Source organism: Neorhizobium sp. LMR1-1-1.1, assembly GCF_040675795.1.
In the GTDB taxonomy this organism is placed as follows: Bacteria; Pseudomonadota; Alphaproteobacteria; order Rhizobiales; family Rhizobiaceae; genus Neorhizobium; species Neorhizobium cellulosilyticum.
On sequence record NZ_JBEGHE010000025.1, the window covers coordinates 162,278 to 179,511 of the forward strand.

General features: G+C 59.1%; 17 protein-coding genes and 1 tRNA gene. 12 read left to right on the plus strand and 6 right to left on the minus strand.

The window, feature by feature from the left end; all coding sequences use genetic code 11:
* Positions 1–39: 39 nt before the first annotated feature.
* From MRBLMR1_RS13925 to cyoA, 5 genes are all read right to left on the minus strand, one after another.
* The gene (locus tag MRBLMR1_RS13925) at positions 40–759 is read right to left on the minus strand and encodes an SURF1 family protein (protein WP_148146136.1); all 720 of its coding nucleotides are present in this window, start codon (positions 757–759) and stop codon (positions 40–42) included.
* A gap of 68 nt (positions 760–827) precedes the next feature.
* On the minus strand, positions 828–1,229 hold the full coding sequence (gene cyoD, locus MRBLMR1_RS13930) for a cytochrome o ubiquinol oxidase subunit IV (RefSeq protein WP_148146135.1): 402 nt from the start codon (positions 1,227–1,229) through the stop codon (positions 828–830).
* Positions 1,226–1,846 carry a cytochrome o ubiquinol oxidase subunit III gene (gene cyoC / locus MRBLMR1_RS13935; RefSeq protein ID WP_148146134.1) on the minus strand — a complete coding sequence of 207 codons (621 nt, stop codon included), beginning with the start codon at positions 1,844–1,846 and terminating at the stop codon, positions 1,226–1,228. Before cyoC ends, cyoD begins: the two co-directional genes overlap by 4 nt.
* Positions 1,847–1,848: 2 nt before the next feature.
* Positions 1,849–3,852 (minus strand): cytochrome o ubiquinol oxidase subunit I, encoded by a 2,004-nt coding sequence (gene cyoB / locus MRBLMR1_RS13940; protein WP_148146133.1) that lies wholly within the window; start codon positions 3,850–3,852, stop codon positions 1,849–1,851.
* A gap of 43 nt (positions 3,853–3,895) precedes the next feature.
* Positions 3,896–5,035: a ubiquinol oxidase subunit II gene (gene cyoA, locus MRBLMR1_RS13945; protein WP_148146132.1), complete on the minus strand. Its 1,140-nt coding sequence runs from the start codon at positions 5,033–5,035 to the stop codon at positions 3,896–3,898.
* A 317-nt stretch (positions 5,036–5,352) separates the two neighbouring features.
* Between cyoA and MRBLMR1_RS13950 the strand changes: the two genes are divergently transcribed.
* The 12 genes from MRBLMR1_RS13950 (at position 5,353) to deoA (ending at position 16,575) form a co-directional block, all read left to right on the plus strand.
* Positions 5,353–6,705 (plus strand): MFS transporter, encoded by a 1,353-nt coding sequence (locus MRBLMR1_RS13950; RefSeq protein WP_148146131.1) that lies wholly within the window; start codon positions 5,353–5,355, stop codon positions 6,703–6,705.
* A gap of 232 nt (positions 6,706–6,937) precedes the next feature.
* Positions 6,938–7,012: transfer RNA gene (locus MRBLMR1_RS13955), tRNA-Thr, on the plus strand.
* Between the two features lie 131 nt (positions 7,013–7,143).
* The gene (locus tag MRBLMR1_RS13960) at positions 7,144–7,470 is read left to right on the plus strand and encodes a hypothetical protein (protein ID WP_148146130.1); all 327 of its coding nucleotides are present in this window, start codon (positions 7,144–7,146) and stop codon (positions 7,468–7,470) included.
* 75 nt (positions 7,471–7,545) lie between these two features.
* Complete coding sequence (gene msrA, locus MRBLMR1_RS13965; RefSeq protein WP_148146293.1) at positions 7,546–8,205, plus strand: peptide-methionine (S)-S-oxide reductase MsrA; 660 nt, start codon at positions 7,546–7,548, stop codon at positions 8,203–8,205.
* A 230-nt stretch (positions 8,206–8,435) separates the two neighbouring features.
* Entirely contained in the window at positions 8,436–9,428 is a 993-nt protein-coding gene (locus tag MRBLMR1_RS13970; protein WP_148146129.1) for a BMP family lipoprotein, read from the plus strand.
* A gap of 75 nt (positions 9,429–9,503) precedes the next feature.
* The gene (locus MRBLMR1_RS13975) at positions 9,504–11,030 is read left to right on the plus strand and encodes an ABC transporter ATP-binding protein (RefSeq protein ID WP_148146128.1); all 1,527 of its coding nucleotides are present in this window, start codon (positions 9,504–9,506) and stop codon (positions 11,028–11,030) included.
* 79 nt (positions 11,031–11,109) lie between these two features.
* Complete coding sequence (locus tag MRBLMR1_RS13980) at positions 11,110–12,213, plus strand: ABC transporter permease (RefSeq protein ID WP_148146127.1); 1,104 nt, start codon at positions 11,110–11,112, stop codon at positions 12,211–12,213.
* A 2-nt stretch (positions 12,214–12,215) separates the two neighbouring features.
* Complete coding sequence (locus MRBLMR1_RS13985) at positions 12,216–13,187, plus strand: ABC transporter permease (protein ID WP_148146126.1); 972 nt, start codon at positions 12,216–12,218, stop codon at positions 13,185–13,187.
* 4 nt (positions 13,188–13,191) lie between these two features.
* The gene (locus MRBLMR1_RS13990) at positions 13,192–13,584 is read left to right on the plus strand and encodes a cytidine deaminase (protein ID WP_148146125.1); all 393 of its coding nucleotides are present in this window, start codon (positions 13,192–13,194) and stop codon (positions 13,582–13,584) included.
* The gene (locus tag MRBLMR1_RS13995) at positions 13,581–14,378 is read left to right on the plus strand and encodes a purine-nucleoside phosphorylase (RefSeq protein ID WP_148146124.1); all 798 of its coding nucleotides are present in this window, start codon (positions 13,581–13,583) and stop codon (positions 14,376–14,378) included. The genes MRBLMR1_RS13990 and MRBLMR1_RS13995 overlap by 4 nt, the downstream gene beginning before the upstream one ends.
* A 106-nt stretch (positions 14,379–14,484) precedes the next feature.
* A complete protein-coding gene (gene deoC / locus MRBLMR1_RS14000) occupies positions 14,485–15,255 on the plus strand; it encodes a deoxyribose-phosphate aldolase (protein ID WP_148146123.1) in 771 nt (256 codons plus the stop codon).
* Positions 15,256–15,264: 9 nt separating this feature from the next.
* Positions 15,265–16,575 (plus strand): thymidine phosphorylase, encoded by a 1,311-nt coding sequence (deoA, locus tag MRBLMR1_RS14005; protein WP_148146122.1) that lies wholly within the window; start codon positions 15,265–15,267, stop codon positions 16,573–16,575.
* A 9-nt stretch (positions 16,576–16,584) separates the two neighbouring features.
* Here the strand turns inward: deoA and MRBLMR1_RS14010 are convergent, their stop codons facing one another.
* Complete coding sequence (locus tag MRBLMR1_RS14010) at positions 16,585–17,118, minus strand: TIGR02281 family clan AA aspartic protease (RefSeq protein WP_148146121.1); 534 nt, start codon at positions 17,116–17,118, stop codon at positions 16,585–16,587.
* Between the last annotated feature and the right edge of the window lie 116 nt (positions 17,119–17,234).

Sequence of the window (17,234 nt, forward strand, 5' to 3'; positions counted from 1 at the left end):
TGTTGCGACGGTGCCTTCCAGCAAGTGCCACACCGCCCGTCAGGTCTCCTTGCGCAGGAAGCGCGGGATCATGATCATGGCGGCAAAGGACATGATGGCCAGCGCGAACCATGTCAGCGCGTAAACGAGATGGCTGTTTCGGAACTGGATGACTGTCAAACCGCCCACGGGATATCCGCCAGGATTGGCAGTCGCATCTGCATCAACGAAATAAGGAACGAGCTTCACAAGCTGCTTGTTCTCTCCGATCGCCTGCACATCTCTGGAATACCAACCGCCCGCCGCGGGATTGTTACTCCGGAGGAATGCCCCTCCCGGCTCGCTGAGCCGGAGCAATCCGGTAACGGTGACCTCTCCTTGGAGTTGCCCTTCCGCACGAGAGGTTGGGTCGCGGCGATCCGGCGGCACGAAACCGCGATTGATCAGGACCGTGCCACCATCCGCCGTGGCAAGCGGCGTGAGAACCCAGAAGCCGGGGCCTCTCTCGGTCACGGCTTGTACCAGCGTCTCGCGTAAGTTGTCGAAGGTGCCCTTCAGCACCACATGCCGATATTCGGCATCGGTTGACTTGATGATCGGCCACTCGTTTGCGGTCGGAGGGGCAGCCGCTGCGGCGTGGACGCGCGCATCAACTCGGGCAATCAGATCAAGTTTCCAGAAAAGCCGCTGGACCTGCCAGATACCGAGAGCGGTGAAGACGATAGCCGCAAAAAGCAGAAACGCCCGAAAGCCTAGGTAAGATTTCACGGGCGTTTCCATTTCATGAATTGTGTATGCCGGTCGGTAGTCTCTGAGGTTAGGGAGCCCGCATGGGCTCCCTGATCACCTCAAGGCAGGTTCTTCATCATCTCAGGCGACATGACCATCATGTTTGTATTGAGATGATGCATGACCCAAAGCGAGCCGACCAGAGCGATTGCAACGATGATGACCGTGAAGATCAACGCCATCATCGTCCAGCCGCCTTCCGACTTGGTGTTCATGTGCAGGAAGTAGATCATGTGGACGACGATCTGGATCGCGCCGATGATCATGATTGCCGCAACGGTGGCAACTTTGCTGTCGAGCACGTCACCCATGACGAGCCAGAACGGAATGGCTGTCAGGATAACCGACAGGATAAAGCCCGTCACATAGCTCTTGAAGCTTCCATGGCCGGCTTCGTGGCCATGGCTGTGGGCGTGATGGGCTTCGTGTGCATCTTCGTGCGAGGTGGAGTTGGTGGTCATCCGACGACTCCCATGAGATAGACGACAGAGAATACGCCGATCCAGACGACGTCGAGGAAGTGCCAGAACATCGACAGACACATCAGGCGGCGGCGGTTTTCAGCGATCAGGCCGTGCTTGGAAACCTGAACCATCAGCGTGACCAGCCAGATGATGCCGAAGGTGACGTGCAGACCGTGCGTGCCCACCAGGGTGAAGAAGGCCGACAGGAAGGCCGAACGCTGCGGCGTCGCGCCTTCGTGGATCATGTGATGGAACTCATAGAGTTCGATACCCAGGAAGGCGAGGCCGAAGAGACCAGTAACGGTGAGCCAGAACAGGGTTTCCTGCTTGGCACCGCGTTCCATCTGCAGCATCGCAAAACCGTAGGTGATCGACGAGAACAGGAGCATGGCGGTGTTGATTGCCACGAGCTTCAGGTCGAACAGGTCGGCAGGTGCTGGGCCGGCCGCATAATTGCGGCCGAGCACGGCATAGGTCGCGAATAGCGTCGCGAAGATGAGGCAGTCGCTCATCAGATACAGCCAGAACCCGAGGTTCGTGCTGCCTTCCGGATGGTGATCTTCCTCGAGGTAGAATTGCGGCTTTTCCGCAGATTGGCTCTGAATGTTGCTCATTGTCACACCTGCTTCGCCAGCAGTTCTGTACGCTTGGCTTCTTCAGCGGAAACGGTTTCCGCCGGAATGTAGAAGTCGCGCTTGTAGTTGAAGGTATGGCCGATCGCGACTGCGATGATGGCGACGAACGATACGACGACAAGCCACCACATGTACCAGATCAGGCCGAATGCCAGGGCAATGTTGAGGGCTGCCAGAATTGCACCCGTGCCGGTGTTCTTCGGCATGTGGATCGGCTTGAAGCCCTGCAGCGGACGTGCGTAGCCGCGGTTCTTCATGTCGTACCAGCTATCGTGGTCATGCACGACCGGAGTGAAGGCAAAGTTGTATTCTGGCGGCGGCGAAGACGTCGACCATTCCAGAGTACGGCCATGCCACGGATCGCCCGTTTCGTCCTTCAGTTCCTCGCGCTTGATGTAGCTGACGACGAGCTGGATGATGAAGGACAGGATGCCAATGGCGATCATGCCTGCACCGATAGCGGCGATGACGAACCAGATCTGCAGCGACGGATCGTCGAACTGAGACATGCGGCGGGTAATGCCCATCAGGCCGAGAACGTAGAGCGGCATGAAGGCGAAGTAGAAGCCGATGAACCAGAACCAGAAGCTCATCTTGCCCCAGAAGGGATCGAGCTTGTAGCCGAAGGCCTTCGGATACCAATAGGTCACACCAGCCATCAGGCCGAACAGCACGCCGCCGATGATCACATTATGGAAGTGAGCGATCAGGAACAGCGAGTTGTGCAGTACGAAGTCTGCCGGTGGGACTGCGAGCATGACGCCGGTCATGCCGCCGATGACGAAAGTCACCATGAAGCCGATCGTCCAGAGCATCGGAACTTCGTAACGGACGCGGCCACGATAGATCGTGAACAGCCAGTTGAAGATTTTCGCACCGGTCGGGATCGAGATGATCATCGTGGTGATGCCGAAGAAGGCATTGACCGAAGCGCCCGAACCCATCGTGAAGAAGTGGTGCAGCCACACGAGGTAGGACAGGATCATGATCGCGCAGGTGGCGTAAACCATCGAGGCATAACCGAACAGACGCTTGCCGGAGAAGGTGGCAACGACTTCGGAGAAGATACCGAAGGCCGGCAGGATCAGGATGTAGACTTCCGGATGGCCCCAGATCCAGATGAGGTTGATATACATCATCGGGTTGCCGCCGAGATCGTTCGTGAAGAAGTTCGTACCGACATAACGGTCGAGCGACAGAAGAACGAGGGTAGCGGTCAGGATCGGGAAGGTGGCGACGATCAGGATGTTGGTGCAGAGCGAGGTCCAGGTGAAGACGGGCATCTTCATGAAGGACATGCCGGGTGCGCGCATCTTGACGATCGTGGCGATCAGATTGATGCCTGACAAGGTCGTACCGACACCGGCCACCTGCAGACCCCAGATATAATAGTCGACACCGACACCGGGACTGTATTCCACGCCCGAAAGCGGCGGATAGGCAAGCCAGCCGGTACGCGCGAACTCACCGACGAACAGCGAGATCATCACGATGATCGCACCTGCGGTCGTCATCCAGAACGAGAAATTGTTGAGGAACGGGAACGATACGTCGCGTGCGCCGATCTGCAACGGCACGACATAGTTCATGAAACCCGTCACGAAAGGCATCGCGACGAAGAAAATCATGATCACGCCATGAGCCGTGAAGACCTGGTCGTAGTGGTGCGGCGGCAGATAGCCTTCCGATCCGTTAAACGCGATAGCCTGCTGGATACGCATCATGATGGCGTCGGAGAAGCCGCGCAGCAGCATGACGATCGCCAGGATGATGTACATGATACCGATCTTCTTGTGATCGATACTGGTGATCCAGTCGTTCCACAGCGGACCCCACCACTTCATGTAGGTGATGAACGCGCAGAGGGCGATGCCGCCCAGCGCGACAGCAGCGAAGGTCGCTACCAGGATTGGCTCGTGGTAGGGGATGGATTCGAGAGTCAACCGGCCGAAGATAAACTTCAGGAGGTCAGGATTGGAAAACATGGGACAACCCGTTCATTAAAGTCTTGCGACGCTAGGCGCCAGGTTAGTTTGTTTTTGGCGCCTCGGAGGCGTCGCCCTTGGCCATATCCGTGCCCTGCATGGAATGGTTGCCGTGCGACATGCCCTCAGCGGGCATGTTCTTGGTGGACTGAGAGCCCGCGGCGGGCTCGACTGCGGAATGCTCTTCGCCATGACCGCGAAGGTTGATGTCGATCGGGCCGCCGTCATACTTCAGGCGATCACGATTCTCGTGGCTTTCCAGGCCGGCGCCGCCCATCATGTCGATATGCATCATCTCGTCCATGCACATCTTGCCGGGCGTGGCGCAGACGTTGAGGATTGCTCTGTAGAGGCCGTCTTCGACAGTTGCGTAATAGCGGACAGGCTCTTTTTCGCTCGGCTTTTCAAGCTTCAGGTAGGCGTCGCGGTTGAGCGCGGTGCCATTCTGCTTGACCTGGGCGATCCAGCCGTCGAAGCCCTGCTCGTTGAGGCTGTGGAACTTGAAGCGCATGTGCGAGAAGCCCGGTCCGCTGTAGTTCGACGACAGGCCATCGAATACGCCTTCCTTGTTGATTACCGCATGCAGCTTCGTTTCCATGCCCGGCATGGCGTAGATCATGCCTGCCAGTGCCGGAACGTAGAAGGAGTTCATCACTGACGAAGAGGTGATCTTGAAGGTGATCGGCCGGTCGACCGGCGCTGCCATCTCGTTGACGGTGGCGACACCATATTCCGGATAGAAGAACAGCCACTTCCAGTCCAGCGCCACGACTTCCACTTCGAGAGGCTTGGTGCCTTCCGGAATGGTACGTTCCGCATCGATGCGATCGAGCGGACGGAACGGGTCGAGCTTGTGGGTGCTGATCCAGGTGATTGCGCCCAATGCGATGATGATCGCCAGCGGTGCGGACCAGATCACCACTTCAAGGCGGGTCGAGTGATGCCATTCGGGGTCATATTTGGCCTTCGTGTTCGAATGGCGATAGTGCCAGGCGAAGTACAAGGTCAAAAATAACACCGGCACGATGATCAGAAGCATCAGCACCGTCGACACGACGATGAGGTCTGCCTGCTGCTGCGCGATATCGCCCGACGGAGACATGACCACAAGGTCACAGCCTGCCATGAATGGGAGGATAAGAAGGATGGAAAGCTGGCAAAGACGCCTTACGATTGGGGACATTGATCTGCTCAAATTTGCTTTTTATCTAGTTCGCCTATCGGAGCATTGCCCCGATCTCCATGAGGTGTTTCGTCGCAGTGCTACAATTTTTCGCACTGCAAATCACCACCTGCTCCATTTCGATGGAGGGCGGCCCTGCGGCGCGCAATCTAGTCTATAAAGTTGACAGAAGACATACCTTATCGCGCGAAACCTGACGATTGTGGCAAAATTTGCTAATTTTCGAAATTTCACAAATTCACAGTTGAAATCTTGATTGACAGCAAGTCCGGCCAACATACTCATTGTTGCAATGACGCGAAGGAGGAACGTTAGTCATGGCAGAGGCAACAATTCTTGCGACTGGTCCGTCGTCATCAGCACTGGAGCGCGATGCAAGGCATATTCACGACGACAAGCCGATTTCGGCGGGTAACATCGCCATCGGGGTCGTGATCGGCCGCACATCCGAGTTTTTTGACTTTTTCGTGTTCGGTCTGGGCTGCGTGCTCGTTTTTCCCCGTCTGGTCTTCCCGTTTGCTCCGGACCCCGTCACTGCCACTCTCTATTCATTCGCCATTTTCTCGCTCGCCTTCCTGGCAAGGCCGGTCGGTTCTTTCGTCTTCATGTGGATTGATCGCACCTTCGGCCGCGGCACGAAGCTGACGACGGCGCTACTCATTCTTGGTGGCTCGACCGCATCGATCGCTTTTCTGCCGGGATACGAGACGATCGGCATGTGGTCCGTGGCGCTTCTGGCGCTTTTCCGGCTCGGCCAGGGTTTTGCGCTTGGAGGAGCGTGGGACGGGCTGGCTTCCCTGCTTGCGATAAGCGCTCCGCAAAACCGCCGTGGTTTTTACGCAATGATCCCGCAGCTCGGAGCGCCGGTCGGCTTTGCTCTGGCCAGCATCCTTTTCGGTTATTTCGTCGTCAATCTTTCGGATGCCGACTTCCTTGACTGGGGCTGGCGCTTCCCCTTCTTCGTAGCCTTTGCGATCAACGTCGTGGCCCTGTTCGCAAGGTTGCGCATCGTCGCCTCGCATGAATTCGGCGCCGCCATGGACAATCACGAACTGGAAGCCAAGCCGATAACCGAGGTTTTGAGGCTTCACGGTTTCGATATCGTGATCGGTGCCTTTGCGCCGCTTGCCAGCTTCGCAATGTTCCATCTGGTGACGATCTTCCCGCTGAGCTGGGTGACATTGTATGGCGGCCAATCCGCAGGCACCTTCCTGTTCGTTCAGGTGCTGGGCGCGCTCTGCGGTTTCGCCACCATCATGCTTTCGGGCTTTCTGGCCGATCGCATCGGCCGTCGGCGCCAGTTGCTGATCGGTGCCTTCATCATCGCGATCTTCAGCTTCACGGCGCCCTTCCTGCTTGATGCAGGCGTGACTGGACAGTCGGCCTTCATCATTCTCGGCTTCGCGATCCTTGGCCTGTCCTTCGGCCAGGCGTCCGGTTCGGTTTCCTCGCGCTTCAGCGCCGGTTACAGATATACCGGCTCGGCGCTCACCTCCGATCTTGCATGGCTGATCGGTGCGGGTTTCGCGCCGCTGGTCGCTCTCGGGCTCGCCAGCAATTTCGGCATCATCTTCATCGGCGGTTATCTGATCTCCGGTGCGATCTGTACTATTCTCGCATTGCTCCTCAGCCGTACGCTCGACAGCGTCGATGGCGTGACGAAAACCTAGAGGAATGGATGGCGGAGTGGCCATGCCACCCCGCCATCCATCAATTCCATTGGAAAATCGATAATGCTGCGATCCGTTTCTCTTTCGCGGCGCAGCCGGGGCTTCCGCCTTGGTCTGGCGGCAACGCGGTCACGGTTCTCAACAAAATAGTTGATTTGCCGCTTGCACTCACCATGAACCTATGGCAATAGGCCGCTCACCAACGACGCGGCTTGAGCCGCGCCGCTCAGATGCTGCTATAGCTCAGGGGTAGAGCACTCCCTTGGTAAGGGAGAGGCCGAGAGTTCAAATCTCTCTAGCAGCACCATTTTTCTCCCGAATGACAAGTACTTAACGCACGGACACCGTGTCGGATAATTTGGCCGTCGTTGCCATATGCAGGCGATGGCGCTATCGTTTGATTCAGGACGCCGGTGTTTGAGGGAAGAGATCTGCGCGATGAGGCTCCTTCGGGCGTTTTTCCATTTTTTGAGTTTCGCAGCGCTTGCTGCTGCTGTCCTCGTCGGCACTATCGATGCGATCCAGTCCGTTTCATCGTCGGATGTGGTTCTGACTAGCCTCGGCAATGCTTGGCTTAATCTCGATCCTGAAAGTCTGACACTGGCAGAACTGTCGGCTGATGACTATATGAGCGCAGATATATGGCGACCCTATGTGGCGCCGGTTCTGGCGCAGCCTGCCGGTGTCATGTTCCTGGTCCTTGCGCTGCTTTTCTGGATGGTGGGCTACAAGAGAACGTCTTTCGCAGGACGTTTCGCGGCCTGAACCGGCAGGCGGTGCCGGGGAGTGATGCAGTCCAGGAAAAGTAGACAACCAATGTCGCCAAAGATGGAGGCAGAAATGTTCCTGAACGAGATCTTCAGCAAGAAGACTGTAATGCCATCAGAGCAGACGGCTCTGCCCGGTAGGCCGCAAGAGATCCCGACATCCGAGATCCATTTCGTCAACGGCCACGCCCTCAAGGGCCCTTATCCGCAAGGCTTGGAAGTTGCCTATTTCGGCATGGGCTGCTTCTGGGGTGCCGAGCGCCTGTTCTGGAAGGTGCCGGGTGTCTACGTGACCGCGGTCGGCTATGCCGGCGGTATCACGCCGAACCCGACCTATCATGAAACGACGACCGGGCTCACCGGCCATGCCGAGATCGTCAAGATCGTCTTCGATCCGAAAATCGTCTCCTACCGCCAGCTGCTGAAGCTGTTCTTCGAGGAGCATGATCCCACCCAGGGCATGCGTCAGGGCAACGATATCGGAACCACCTATCGTTCCGCGATCTACACGACGAGCGAAAACCAGGCCGAGCAGGCGCGCGAGGCGCTGGATGTTTTCCAGGATGCCCTGAACAAGGCTGGCCGCGACACACCGATCACCACGGAACTCGCTCCCGTGCCGACATTTTATTATGCCGAGGACTACCACCAGCAGTATCTCGCAAAGAACCCGGCCGGTTATTGCGGTCTCAAAGGCACCGGTGTGTCCTGCCCGGTCGGCCAGGCGGCTTGAAGCTGCGATAATATGATTTGAGCGCCGCGGATTTGTGCAGGTCCGCGGCAAATTCATGCAGGCTGCCAAAGGGATAGGCGTTTTTACCGGATGAAAAAAATCTGGTGAATTTTTCTGGCGCACATGCAAGAGTAGGTATAGCCAAGCCTTCAAAGAGGGGGCGGTAACCGCATGGCGTTCGCTGGTCGGACCCGCGGGAGGACCTAACATTAAAAAAGCAAGGCTGCACCATGAAGAAAACCTTTTTGAGCCTTCTCGCCGTAGCTGCGATGTCGACGACAGCGCTGGCCGCCGAGATCAAGCCGGCGCTGGTCTATGGCACCGGTGGTAAATTCGATAAATCCTTCAACGAGGCCGCCTATGCCGGTGCCGAAATGTACAAGAAGGAAACCGGCACCGACTATCGCGATTTCGAGCCGACAAGCGACACGCAGGGCGAGCAGGCTATTCGCAACTTCGCAAGCCGTGGCTATAACCCCGTCATCGCGGTTTCCTTCGCCTGGACTTCGGCCATGGAAAAAGTTGCTGCTGAATTTCCCGACACCAAATTCGTCATCGTCGACTCGGTCGTCGATCTGCCGAACGTTCGTTCCGTTGTCTATAACGAAGCGGAAGGCTCCTATCTCGTCGGTCTTCTCGCTGGCATGGCCTCCAAGACCGGCAAGGTCGGTTTCGTCGGTGGCATGGATATCCCGCTGATCCGCAAGTTCGGCTGTGGTTATGTTCAGGGCGCCAAGTCAGTGAAGGCCGATATGCAGGTCTTCCAGAACATGGTCGGCACGACCGGCGCTGCCTGGAACGACCCGGTTCGCGCAGGCGAGCTCACCAAGAACCAGATCGACCAGGGCGCCGACGTCATTTACGCGGCAGCCGGTGCATCGGGCCTGGGCGTCATGCAGACCGCTACCGACAACAAGAAGCTCTCGATCGGCGTCGATTCGAACCAGAACCATGTACATCCGGGTTCGGTTCTGACCTCGATGGTCAAGCGCGTCGATCTGGCGGTCTATAACGCCTACAAGGATACCGCAGCCGACAAGTTCACCGCCGGTGTCCAGTCCAACGGCATCAAGGATGGCGGCGTTGTTGCGGCCATGGACGACAACAACAAGGCTCTGATCACGCCGGAAATGCAGGCCGCGCTCGATAAGGCAAAGGCCGATATCATTGCCGGCACCGTCAAGGTGCATGACTACATGACGGACAATTCCTGCCCGATGTAAGTCAAGGATCGAAGGGGCGCATGGTGGAACCGCCGCCATGCGCCCTTTTTGCATATTAAGAGCAAGGTCGGACCATTGAGCCTTCAGTCTTCAGCGAATGAGCCCGCGATCGAACTTGTCGGCATCGACAAGAAGTTCGGCGCAGTCCATGCGAACAAGAACATCAACCTTTCCGTCGGCAAGGGATCCATCCACGGCATTATCGGCGAAAACGGTGCCGGTAAGTCGACACTGATGTCGATCCTCTATGGCTTCTACCACGCCGACGAGGGTGAGATCCGCATTCAGGGTAAGCCGGTCACGATCCGTGACAGCCAGGCCGCGATTGCGGCGGGAATCGGCATGGTCCACCAGCATTTCATGCTGGTCGAGAATTTCACCGTGCTGGAAAATGTCATGCTCGGTGCGGAAGGCGGGCAGTTGCTCGCCAAGGGCGTTGCAGGTGCGCGCAAAGAACTGAAGCGGCTCGAAAAGGATTACGGTCTGGAAGTCGATCCGGATGCGATGATCGAGGAGTTGCCGGTCGGCAGCCAGCAGCGTGTCGAAATATTGAAAGCGCTTTATCGCGGCGCCGAGATCCTCATTCTCGATGAGCCTACGGGTGTTTTGACCCCGGCCGAAGCAGATCACCTCTTCCGTATCCTTGAGGTTCTGCGCGATCAGGGCAAGACGATCATCCTCATCACCCACAAGCTGCGCGAGATCATGGCGATCACCGATACGGTCTCGGTCATGCGTCGCGGCGAGATGGTCGCCACCCGCAAGACGGCCGAGACGACGGTTGCCGAACTCGCCGAACTGATGGTCGGTCGCCGCGTGCTGCTGCGTGTCGAAAAGGGCGATGCCAATCCCGGCCCGGTGCTTCTGTCGGTGAAAAATCTGACGGTGAAGGACGGCCGTGGCGTCACCATGGTCGACGACGTGTCCTTCGATGTCCGCGCCGGAGAAATCGTCGGCATCGCCGGTGTTGCCGGCAACGGCCAGTCTGAGCTGCTCGAAGCGCTTGCCGGCATCCGCAAGCCGGTCTCGGGAGAAATCCTGATCGATGGCAAGCCGGTCGAATCCGCCGACCCCGCAGTTCTGCGTCAACTCGGCCTCGCGCATATTCCCGAAGACCGGCACCATATGGGTCTTGTGCTGAAATTCGAGGAATATGAAAACTCCATCCTCGGCTATCACCACGATCCGCGTTATGGCCGCGGCGCGATGCTGGATCTCGACGCAATTCGGAAGAGCGCCGAGGAGCAGATCGAAAAATACGATATCCGCCCGCCGAACCCGCGACTGAAGACTGCCAATTTCTCCGGCGGCAACCAGCAGAAGATCGTCGTTGCCCGCGAGATCGAGCGCGATCCGAAAATGCTGCTGATCGGCCAGCCGACTCGCGGCGTCGATATCGGCGCGATCGAATTCATTCACCGGCGCATCATCGAGATGCGCGATGCTGGCAAGGCGGTGCTTCTGGTCTCTGTCGAACTCGACGAGATCCGCTCGCTGTCGGATCGCATCCTCGTCATGTTCGCCGGCAAGGTCGTCGGCGAAAAATCGTCGGATGCGGACGAGCAGACGCTTGGCCTGATGATGGCGGGGATCGCAGCGTGACGGTCTCTGCTTTTACTAGAATTTCGGAGTATGGGATGAGTGAAGCACGGATCGGAACCGGGCGAACGGGGAGGGTCGCATGAGCACGGCGTCCGTCCCATTGCCCGCCTGGATCAATTACGGCGCCATTCCGCTGTTGAACCTCATCCTAGCATTCTTCTTTTCCGGCCTCGTCGTCTGGGCGATCGGCGAAAACCCGCTTGAGGCGCTGAATTTCCTTATCCAGGGGGCGCTTGGCCGCGGTGATGCGATCGGTTTCACCCTGTTTTACGCCACGAGCTTCATCTTCACCGGCTTGTCCGTTGCGGTTGCCTTCCATGCCGGCCTGTTCAACATCGGCTCCGAAGGCCAGGCCTATGTCGGGGGGCTCGGTGCGGCGCTGGTCGCCCTGTCGCTCGATCATTACGTGCCGTGGTATGTGACCATGCCGTTTGCCATCGTCGGCGCGGCCCTCTTCGGCGCGGCATGGGCTTTCATCCCCGCCTGGCTGCAGGCCAAGCGCGGCAGCCACATCGTCATCACCACCATCATGTTCAATTTCATCGGCGCGGCGCTGATGGTCTATCTGCTGGTCAACGTCTTCATCGTGCCCGGCAAGATGGCGCCGGAAACCCGCACTTTCCTGCCCGGTGGGCAGTTGCCGAAGCTCGATTGGCTTATGGCGCTGTTCGGGCTGAAGCTCGGCCCGGCGCCCTTCAACGTCTCCTTCATCATTGCGCTTGTCATGTGTTACCTCGTCTGGCTGCTGATCTGGCGCACCAAGCTCGGTTATGAGATGCGCACGCTCGGCATCAGCCCGACGGCCGCCGTTTATGCGGGCATCCCGTACGTCCGCACGGTCATCATCGCCATGCTGATCTCCGGCGGCCTTGCCGGCATGATGTCGCTCAATGCGGTCATGGGTGCTTCGGCCCGCCTGCAGGTGGAGTTTGTCGCCGGGGCAGGTTTCGTCGGCATTGCAGTTTCACTGATGGGACGAAGCCACCCGGTCGGCATCATTCTCGCGGCACTTCTGTTCGGCATCCTCTATCAGGGCGGCGCCGACCTCTCCTTCGAAATGCCGAATATCACCCGCGACATGATCGTGGTCATCCAGGGCCTCGTCATCTTCTTTGCCGGCGCGCTGGAATACATGCTGCGTCCGGGCATGGTGCGGCTCTACCAGACGGCGACGGGGAAATAGCCATGGAATATTTCGACACCTTCGTCAGCATTCTGGGTTCGGCGATCCGCCTGTCCATCCCGCTATTGTTTACCGCACTCGCAGGTCTTTTCTCCGAGCGCGCCGGCATTTTCGATATCGGCCTTGAAGGTAAGATGCTGGCTTCCGCCTTCGCCGCCGCCTGCGTGGCTTATTGGACCGGCAATGCCTGGGCAGGCCTTGGCGCCGGCATCATGGTCTCGATCATCTTCTCGCTGCTGCACGGTTTTGCCTCGATCACCAACCGCGGCAACCAGATCGTCTCCGGCGTGGCGCTGAACTTCATCGCGGCGGGCCTGACGATCGTGCTTGGCACCGCCTGGTTCAACCAGGGCGGACGCACCGGCCAGGTGCCGGCGGAAGGGCGCTTCTCCGGCATCATCCTGCCGGGTGCCGACATGATGCGCGACGTGCCGATCATCGGGCCGCTTTACGCCAATGTCATTTCCGGCAACAACATCCTGACTTACATCGCCTTCCTCATGGTGCCGATCTCCTGGTGGGTGCTCTATCGCACCCGTTTCGGCCTGCGCCTTCGCGCGGTCGGCGAAAACCCGGGCGCGGTCGATACGGCAGGCGTATCGGTCGTCTGGCTGCGTTATCGCGCGCTGATCGTCACCGGTTTTCTTGCAGGCTTTGCCGGCACCTATCTGTCGATTGCCCAGTCCGCCGCCTTCATCAACAACATGTCGGCCGGCAAGGGCTATATCGCGCTCGCAGCGCTCATCTTCGCCAAGTGGAAGCCGGTGCCGGTCATGTTCGCCTGCCTGCTCTTCGGTTTCCTCGATGCCTTCGCCAATTTCATGCAGGGCAAGTCGCTGCCGATGATCGGCGAGGTTCCGGTGCAGATCTTCCAGGCGCTGCCCTATATCCTTACCTGCGTCCTGCTTGCCGGTTTCATCGGCGTCGCCCGCCCGCCCAAGGCCGGCGGCGTCGCCTACACCAAGGAGCGCTAAAGAGATGTCGCACGAACTATTCGAAGCAGCCCGCGAGGCGATGACCAAGGCTCATGCGCCCTATTCCAAGTTCCCGGTCGGTGTTGCGTTGAAGGCGGATGACGGAAAAGTCTATCTCGGCGCCAATATCGAGAACCTCTCCTTCCCTCAAGGCTGGTGCGCCGAGCCGACGGCGATCGGCGCCATGGTCATGGGCGGCGGAAAGAAGATCGTCGAACTGGCGGTGATTGCCGAAAAGCTGCCGCTCTGCACTCCCTGCGGCGGCTGCCGCCAGAAAATCTCGGAATTCGCTTCGGCCGATACGCGCATATATCTCTGCGACGAGGCAGGCGTGGCGAAGACCGTCACCATGGCCGAACTGCTTCCCTACGCCTTCGAAACGGATGTCATCGGATGACGACGGTAACCGATCTGCTGGTCGAACGACTGGATGGCCTCGTGCCGCGTGTAGCGATCGTGCTCGGCTCCGGCCTCGGCTCGCTGGTGGAAGGCGTGACCGAGCAGGTCCGCATTTCCTACAGGGAACTTGAAGGTTTCCCGGTAAGCGGTGTTACTGGCCATGCGGGCGAACTGGTGGCGGGTTATCTCGGCAGCCAGCCGGTCATCATGCTGTCCGGCCGCGCCCATTATTACGAGCATGGCGATCCCAAGGCAATGCGGTTCCCCCTGCAGGTGCTAAAGGGCCTTGGCGTGCAGTCGCTGATCCTTACCAACTCGGCAGGGTCCGTGCGTGAAGACATGCCGCCCGGTTCGGTCATGCAGATCACCGACCATATCAACTATTCCGGCATGAACCCGCTGATCGGCGAACATGGCGATCAACGCTTCGTCGGCATGACCAGTGCCTATGATGCCGATCTGGCGCTCAAGATGCGCAATGCCGCGATCCTTGCCGGTGTGACGCTGTATCAGGGCGTCTACATGTGGTTCTCTGGCCCGAGCTTCGAAACGCCGGCCGAAATTCGCATGGCACGCACGCTCGGCGCCGATGCCGTCGGCATGTCGACCGTGCCGGAAGTCATCCTCGCCCGCTACTTTGGCCTCAAGGTTGCGGCCGCCTCGGTCGTCACCAATTACGGGGCAGGCATGACCGGTGCCGAGCTCAGCCACGAGGAAACCAAGGACATGGCCCCTGTCGGTGGTGCCCGGCTCGCCGCGGTCCTGCATGAAATGCTCAGCCGCGATGCCTGACTTATCAATGCCCTAGCGGCAAGATACCACATTTCGCGACCTATGCGGGTTGAATCAAATCGGTTCAACGCTAAAACTTGCACTTCAATCCACACCGGAGGACACCATGGAACTGCAGAGCCCGCGCGAGGCTGCGGCATTTGCCCTGTCTCTTCTCGACCTGACGAACCTGCGTGACGATTGCGACAATGCCGCGATCGAAAACCTGTGCCTGCGCGCCCAGACACCCTATGGCAATAGCGCCGCGATCTGCATCTGGCCGCGCTTCATTACCCATGCCCGCAGCATTCTGGGGGGCGGCCATCCGGTCAGGATCGCAACCGTCGTCAACTTCCCTTCCGGTGATCTTGCCGTTGGCGAAGTGGTCGAGGAAACGAAAAAGGCCGTCGAAGACGGTGCCGACGAGATCGATCTCGTCATTCCCTACAAGGCCTTCATCGCAGGCGATGAGGAGGCTGTCACGACGACAGTCGAGGCCGTCCGTGCCGCCTGCCTACAATCCACGCTCAAGGTCATTCTCGAAACCGGCGAAATCCGCGACATGGCGCTTGTCAGGCGCGCCTCCGAACTGGCGATTGCCGCCGGTGCCGATTTCATCAAGACCTCGACCGGCAAGGTGCAGGTCAATGCGACACTGGAAGCAGCAGATATCATGCTGCGGGCGATCCGCGAATCAAAAGCCAAGGTCGGCTTCAAGCCGGCAGGCGGCATTTCAACGGTCGCCGATGCCGATCTCTATCTGAGGCTTGCGGAAAGCATTCTGGGACCGAACTGGGTCATGCCTTCCACTTTCCGCTTCGGCGCTTCGAGCCTGCTCGATGACATTCTGGCGGTCTTGAGCGGAAGCACCGCGCCGCGCGCCGCCGCTGGCTATTGACGCACTGGCATGCTGCCGCAGGAAATCATCCGCCGTAAACGCGACGGCCACGGTCTTTCGAGAGAGGAGATCGCGGCCTTTGTGGCCGGCGTAACCGATAGATCAGTGTCGGAGGCGCAGGCAGCGGCCTTTACCATGGCTGTCTTCTTTCGGGGAATGTCCCGAAATGAAACGGTAAGTCTGACGCTTGCCATGCGCGACAGCGGTTCCGTCCTGAAATGGGACGGCATTGATCGACCGATCGCCGACAAGCATTCGACCGGTGGCGTCGGTGACAATGTCTCGCTGATGCTCGCCCCCGTGACTGCCGCCTGTGGCCTCGCCGTGCCGATGATTTCCGGCCGCGGTCTCGGTCACACAGGTGGCACGCTCGACAAGCTGCAATCCATTCCGGGTTATGACATCGCGCCGGATCAGGCGCGCTTTTCCAAAGTCGTACAGGAAGTTGGCTGTGCGATCGTCGGCCAGACATCGGATCTGGCACCTGCCGACCGCCGACTCTATGCCATCCGCGATGTCACCGCGACGGTCGAATCCGTGCCGCTGATCACCGCCTCTATCCTGTCGAAGAAGCTTGCCGCAGGCCTTCAGACCCTGCTGATGGATGTAAAGGTCGGCTCGGGCGCCTTCATGCAGGATATCGGGGAAGCCCGCATTCTGGCCCGCTCGCTGGTCGATGTGGCAAACGGCGCAGGCGTGCCGACCGTCGCACTCATCACCGATATGAACCAGCCGCTGGCTGATGCCACCGGCAATGCACTGGAAGTGATGAACTGCGTCGATTTTCTCGCCGGTCGGAAGACGGGAACGCGGCTTGAGACGGTCGTTCTGGCTGAGGTCGCCGAAATGCTGGTTCAGGCAGGCCTCGCATCGACCGTTGAAGAGGGCAGGGGCATGGCGCGCTCGGCTCTCTCGTCCGGCCGGGCAATGGAAACTTTTGCCCGCATGGTGCATGCGCTCGGCGGTCCTGCCCATGTCTGCGAGCACCCGGAAACCTGTCTGCCGAAAGCGCCCGTCATGCTGGATGTTCTGGCCCCGGCCACCGGTTATCTTGCTGTCTGTGATGGTCGCACCCTCGGGCTTGCCGTGGTGGATATGGGCGGCGGCCGCCGCAAGACAACCGACACGATCGACCACAGCGTCGGCTTCGATCGCATCCTGCCGCTGGGCTCTGCGGTCGAGAAGGGGCAAGCGATCGCACGCGTTCACGCGGCGTCCCGCGAACAGGCGGATCGCGCAGGCGACGCCTTTCTTACAAGCTACACGATCGCGGAAAGCGCACCGGAACCGTCGCCGGTCATCATTGAACGTATCGGCTGATCACCAGCCTCAATTGGCAAGCGTCAGGCTGCCGCCCTTGACCTGGTAGGATTTCAGCTTCGTCAGAAAACTCATGCCGACCAAAGTGGTGCTCAGCGCTTCGTCGCGCAGCACCATGGCATCGACATCGCGCACCCGCACATTGCCGATCTCCACGCGGTCGAGCACGACATGCGCAGCCAGCGTCTGCCCGTTCGCCGTCTGCATCGGGTAGCGGAAGTCGAGGCTGTTTGCGCCATAACCCAGCATCCGGGCCGTGCGTTCGTTGATCGCCACCACTGAAGCGCCGGTATCCACCAGGCCGGTAACGGACTTGCCGTTCAGCTTGAACGTACCGATGAAATGGCCGCGGCCATCGGCGTTGAGAACCATCGTCCCCGGAGTAAGCGATGCGGCCTGCGGAGTGGTCGCGACCTGTGATTTGGCGGCGGGCGCCTGCACCACCGGCTCTTGCTGTGCCGGGCCGGTGTGTTCGAGCAGGGCAGGGATCTGCGTCGCCACGACAACGGCGACGGCTGCGAACATGGCGGTGCGAATAAGCATGGGTCGATCCCCTGGGTTCAGGGAAAACACGCTAGGCCGCAATGGTTACGAAAAAGCGGCCTGACCCTTTCGGACCGGCCGCCTTCTTCATCATTGGTTAGGAAATCCTGAAAACC

What these genes read in the sequence shown, in the direction of transcription:
- cyoD (WP_148146135.1), bottom strand. Translation starts at nt 1,229, where the DNA reads ATGACCACCAACTCCACCTCGCACGAAGATGCACACGAAGCCCATCAC.
- MRBLMR1_RS13980 (WP_148146127.1), top strand. Translation starts at nt 11,110, where the DNA reads ATGAGCACGGCGTCCGTCCCATTGCCCGCCTGGATCAATTACGGCGCC.
- MRBLMR1_RS13950 (WP_148146131.1), top strand. Translation starts at nt 5,353, where the DNA reads ATGGCAGAGGCAACAATTCTTGCGACTGGTCCGTCGTCATCAGCACTG.
- MRBLMR1_RS13925 (WP_148146136.1), bottom strand. Translation starts at nt 759, where the DNA reads ATGGAAACGCCCGTGAAATCTTACCTAGGCTTTCGGGCGTTTCTGCTT.
- cyoB (WP_148146133.1), bottom strand. Translation starts at nt 3,852, where the DNA reads ATGTTTTCCAATCCTGACCTCCTGAAGTTTATCTTCGGCCGGTTGACT.
- MRBLMR1_RS13990 (WP_148146125.1), top strand. Translation starts at nt 13,192, where the DNA reads ATGTCGCACGAACTATTCGAAGCAGCCCGCGAGGCGATGACCAAGGCT.
- deoA (WP_148146122.1), top strand. Translation starts at nt 15,265, where the DNA reads ATGCTGCCGCAGGAAATCATCCGCCGTAAACGCGACGGCCACGGTCTT.
- MRBLMR1_RS13995 (WP_148146124.1), top strand. Translation starts at nt 13,581, where the DNA reads ATGACGACGGTAACCGATCTGCTGGTCGAACGACTGGATGGCCTCGTG.
- MRBLMR1_RS13985 (WP_148146126.1), top strand. Translation starts at nt 12,216, where the DNA reads ATGGAATATTTCGACACCTTCGTCAGCATTCTGGGTTCGGCGATCCGC.
- MRBLMR1_RS14010 (WP_148146121.1), bottom strand. Translation starts at nt 17,118, where the DNA reads ATGCTTATTCGCACCGCCATGTTCGCAGCCGTCGCCGTTGTCGTGGCG.
- deoC (WP_148146123.1), top strand. Translation starts at nt 14,485, where the DNA reads ATGGAACTGCAGAGCCCGCGCGAGGCTGCGGCATTTGCCCTGTCTCTT.
- cyoC (WP_148146134.1), bottom strand. Translation starts at nt 1,846, where the DNA reads ATGAGCAACATTCAGAGCCAATCTGCGGAAAAGCCGCAATTCTACCTC.
- cyoA (WP_148146132.1), bottom strand. Translation starts at nt 5,035, where the DNA reads ATGTCCCCAATCGTAAGGCGTCTTTGCCAGCTTTCCATCCTTCTTATC.
- MRBLMR1_RS13970 (WP_148146129.1), top strand. Translation starts at nt 8,436, where the DNA reads ATGAAGAAAACCTTTTTGAGCCTTCTCGCCGTAGCTGCGATGTCGACG.
- MRBLMR1_RS13960 (WP_148146130.1), top strand. Translation starts at nt 7,144, where the DNA reads ATGAGGCTCCTTCGGGCGTTTTTCCATTTTTTGAGTTTCGCAGCGCTT.
- msrA (WP_148146293.1), top strand. Translation starts at nt 7,546, where the DNA reads ATGTTCCTGAACGAGATCTTCAGCAAGAAGACTGTAATGCCATCAGAG.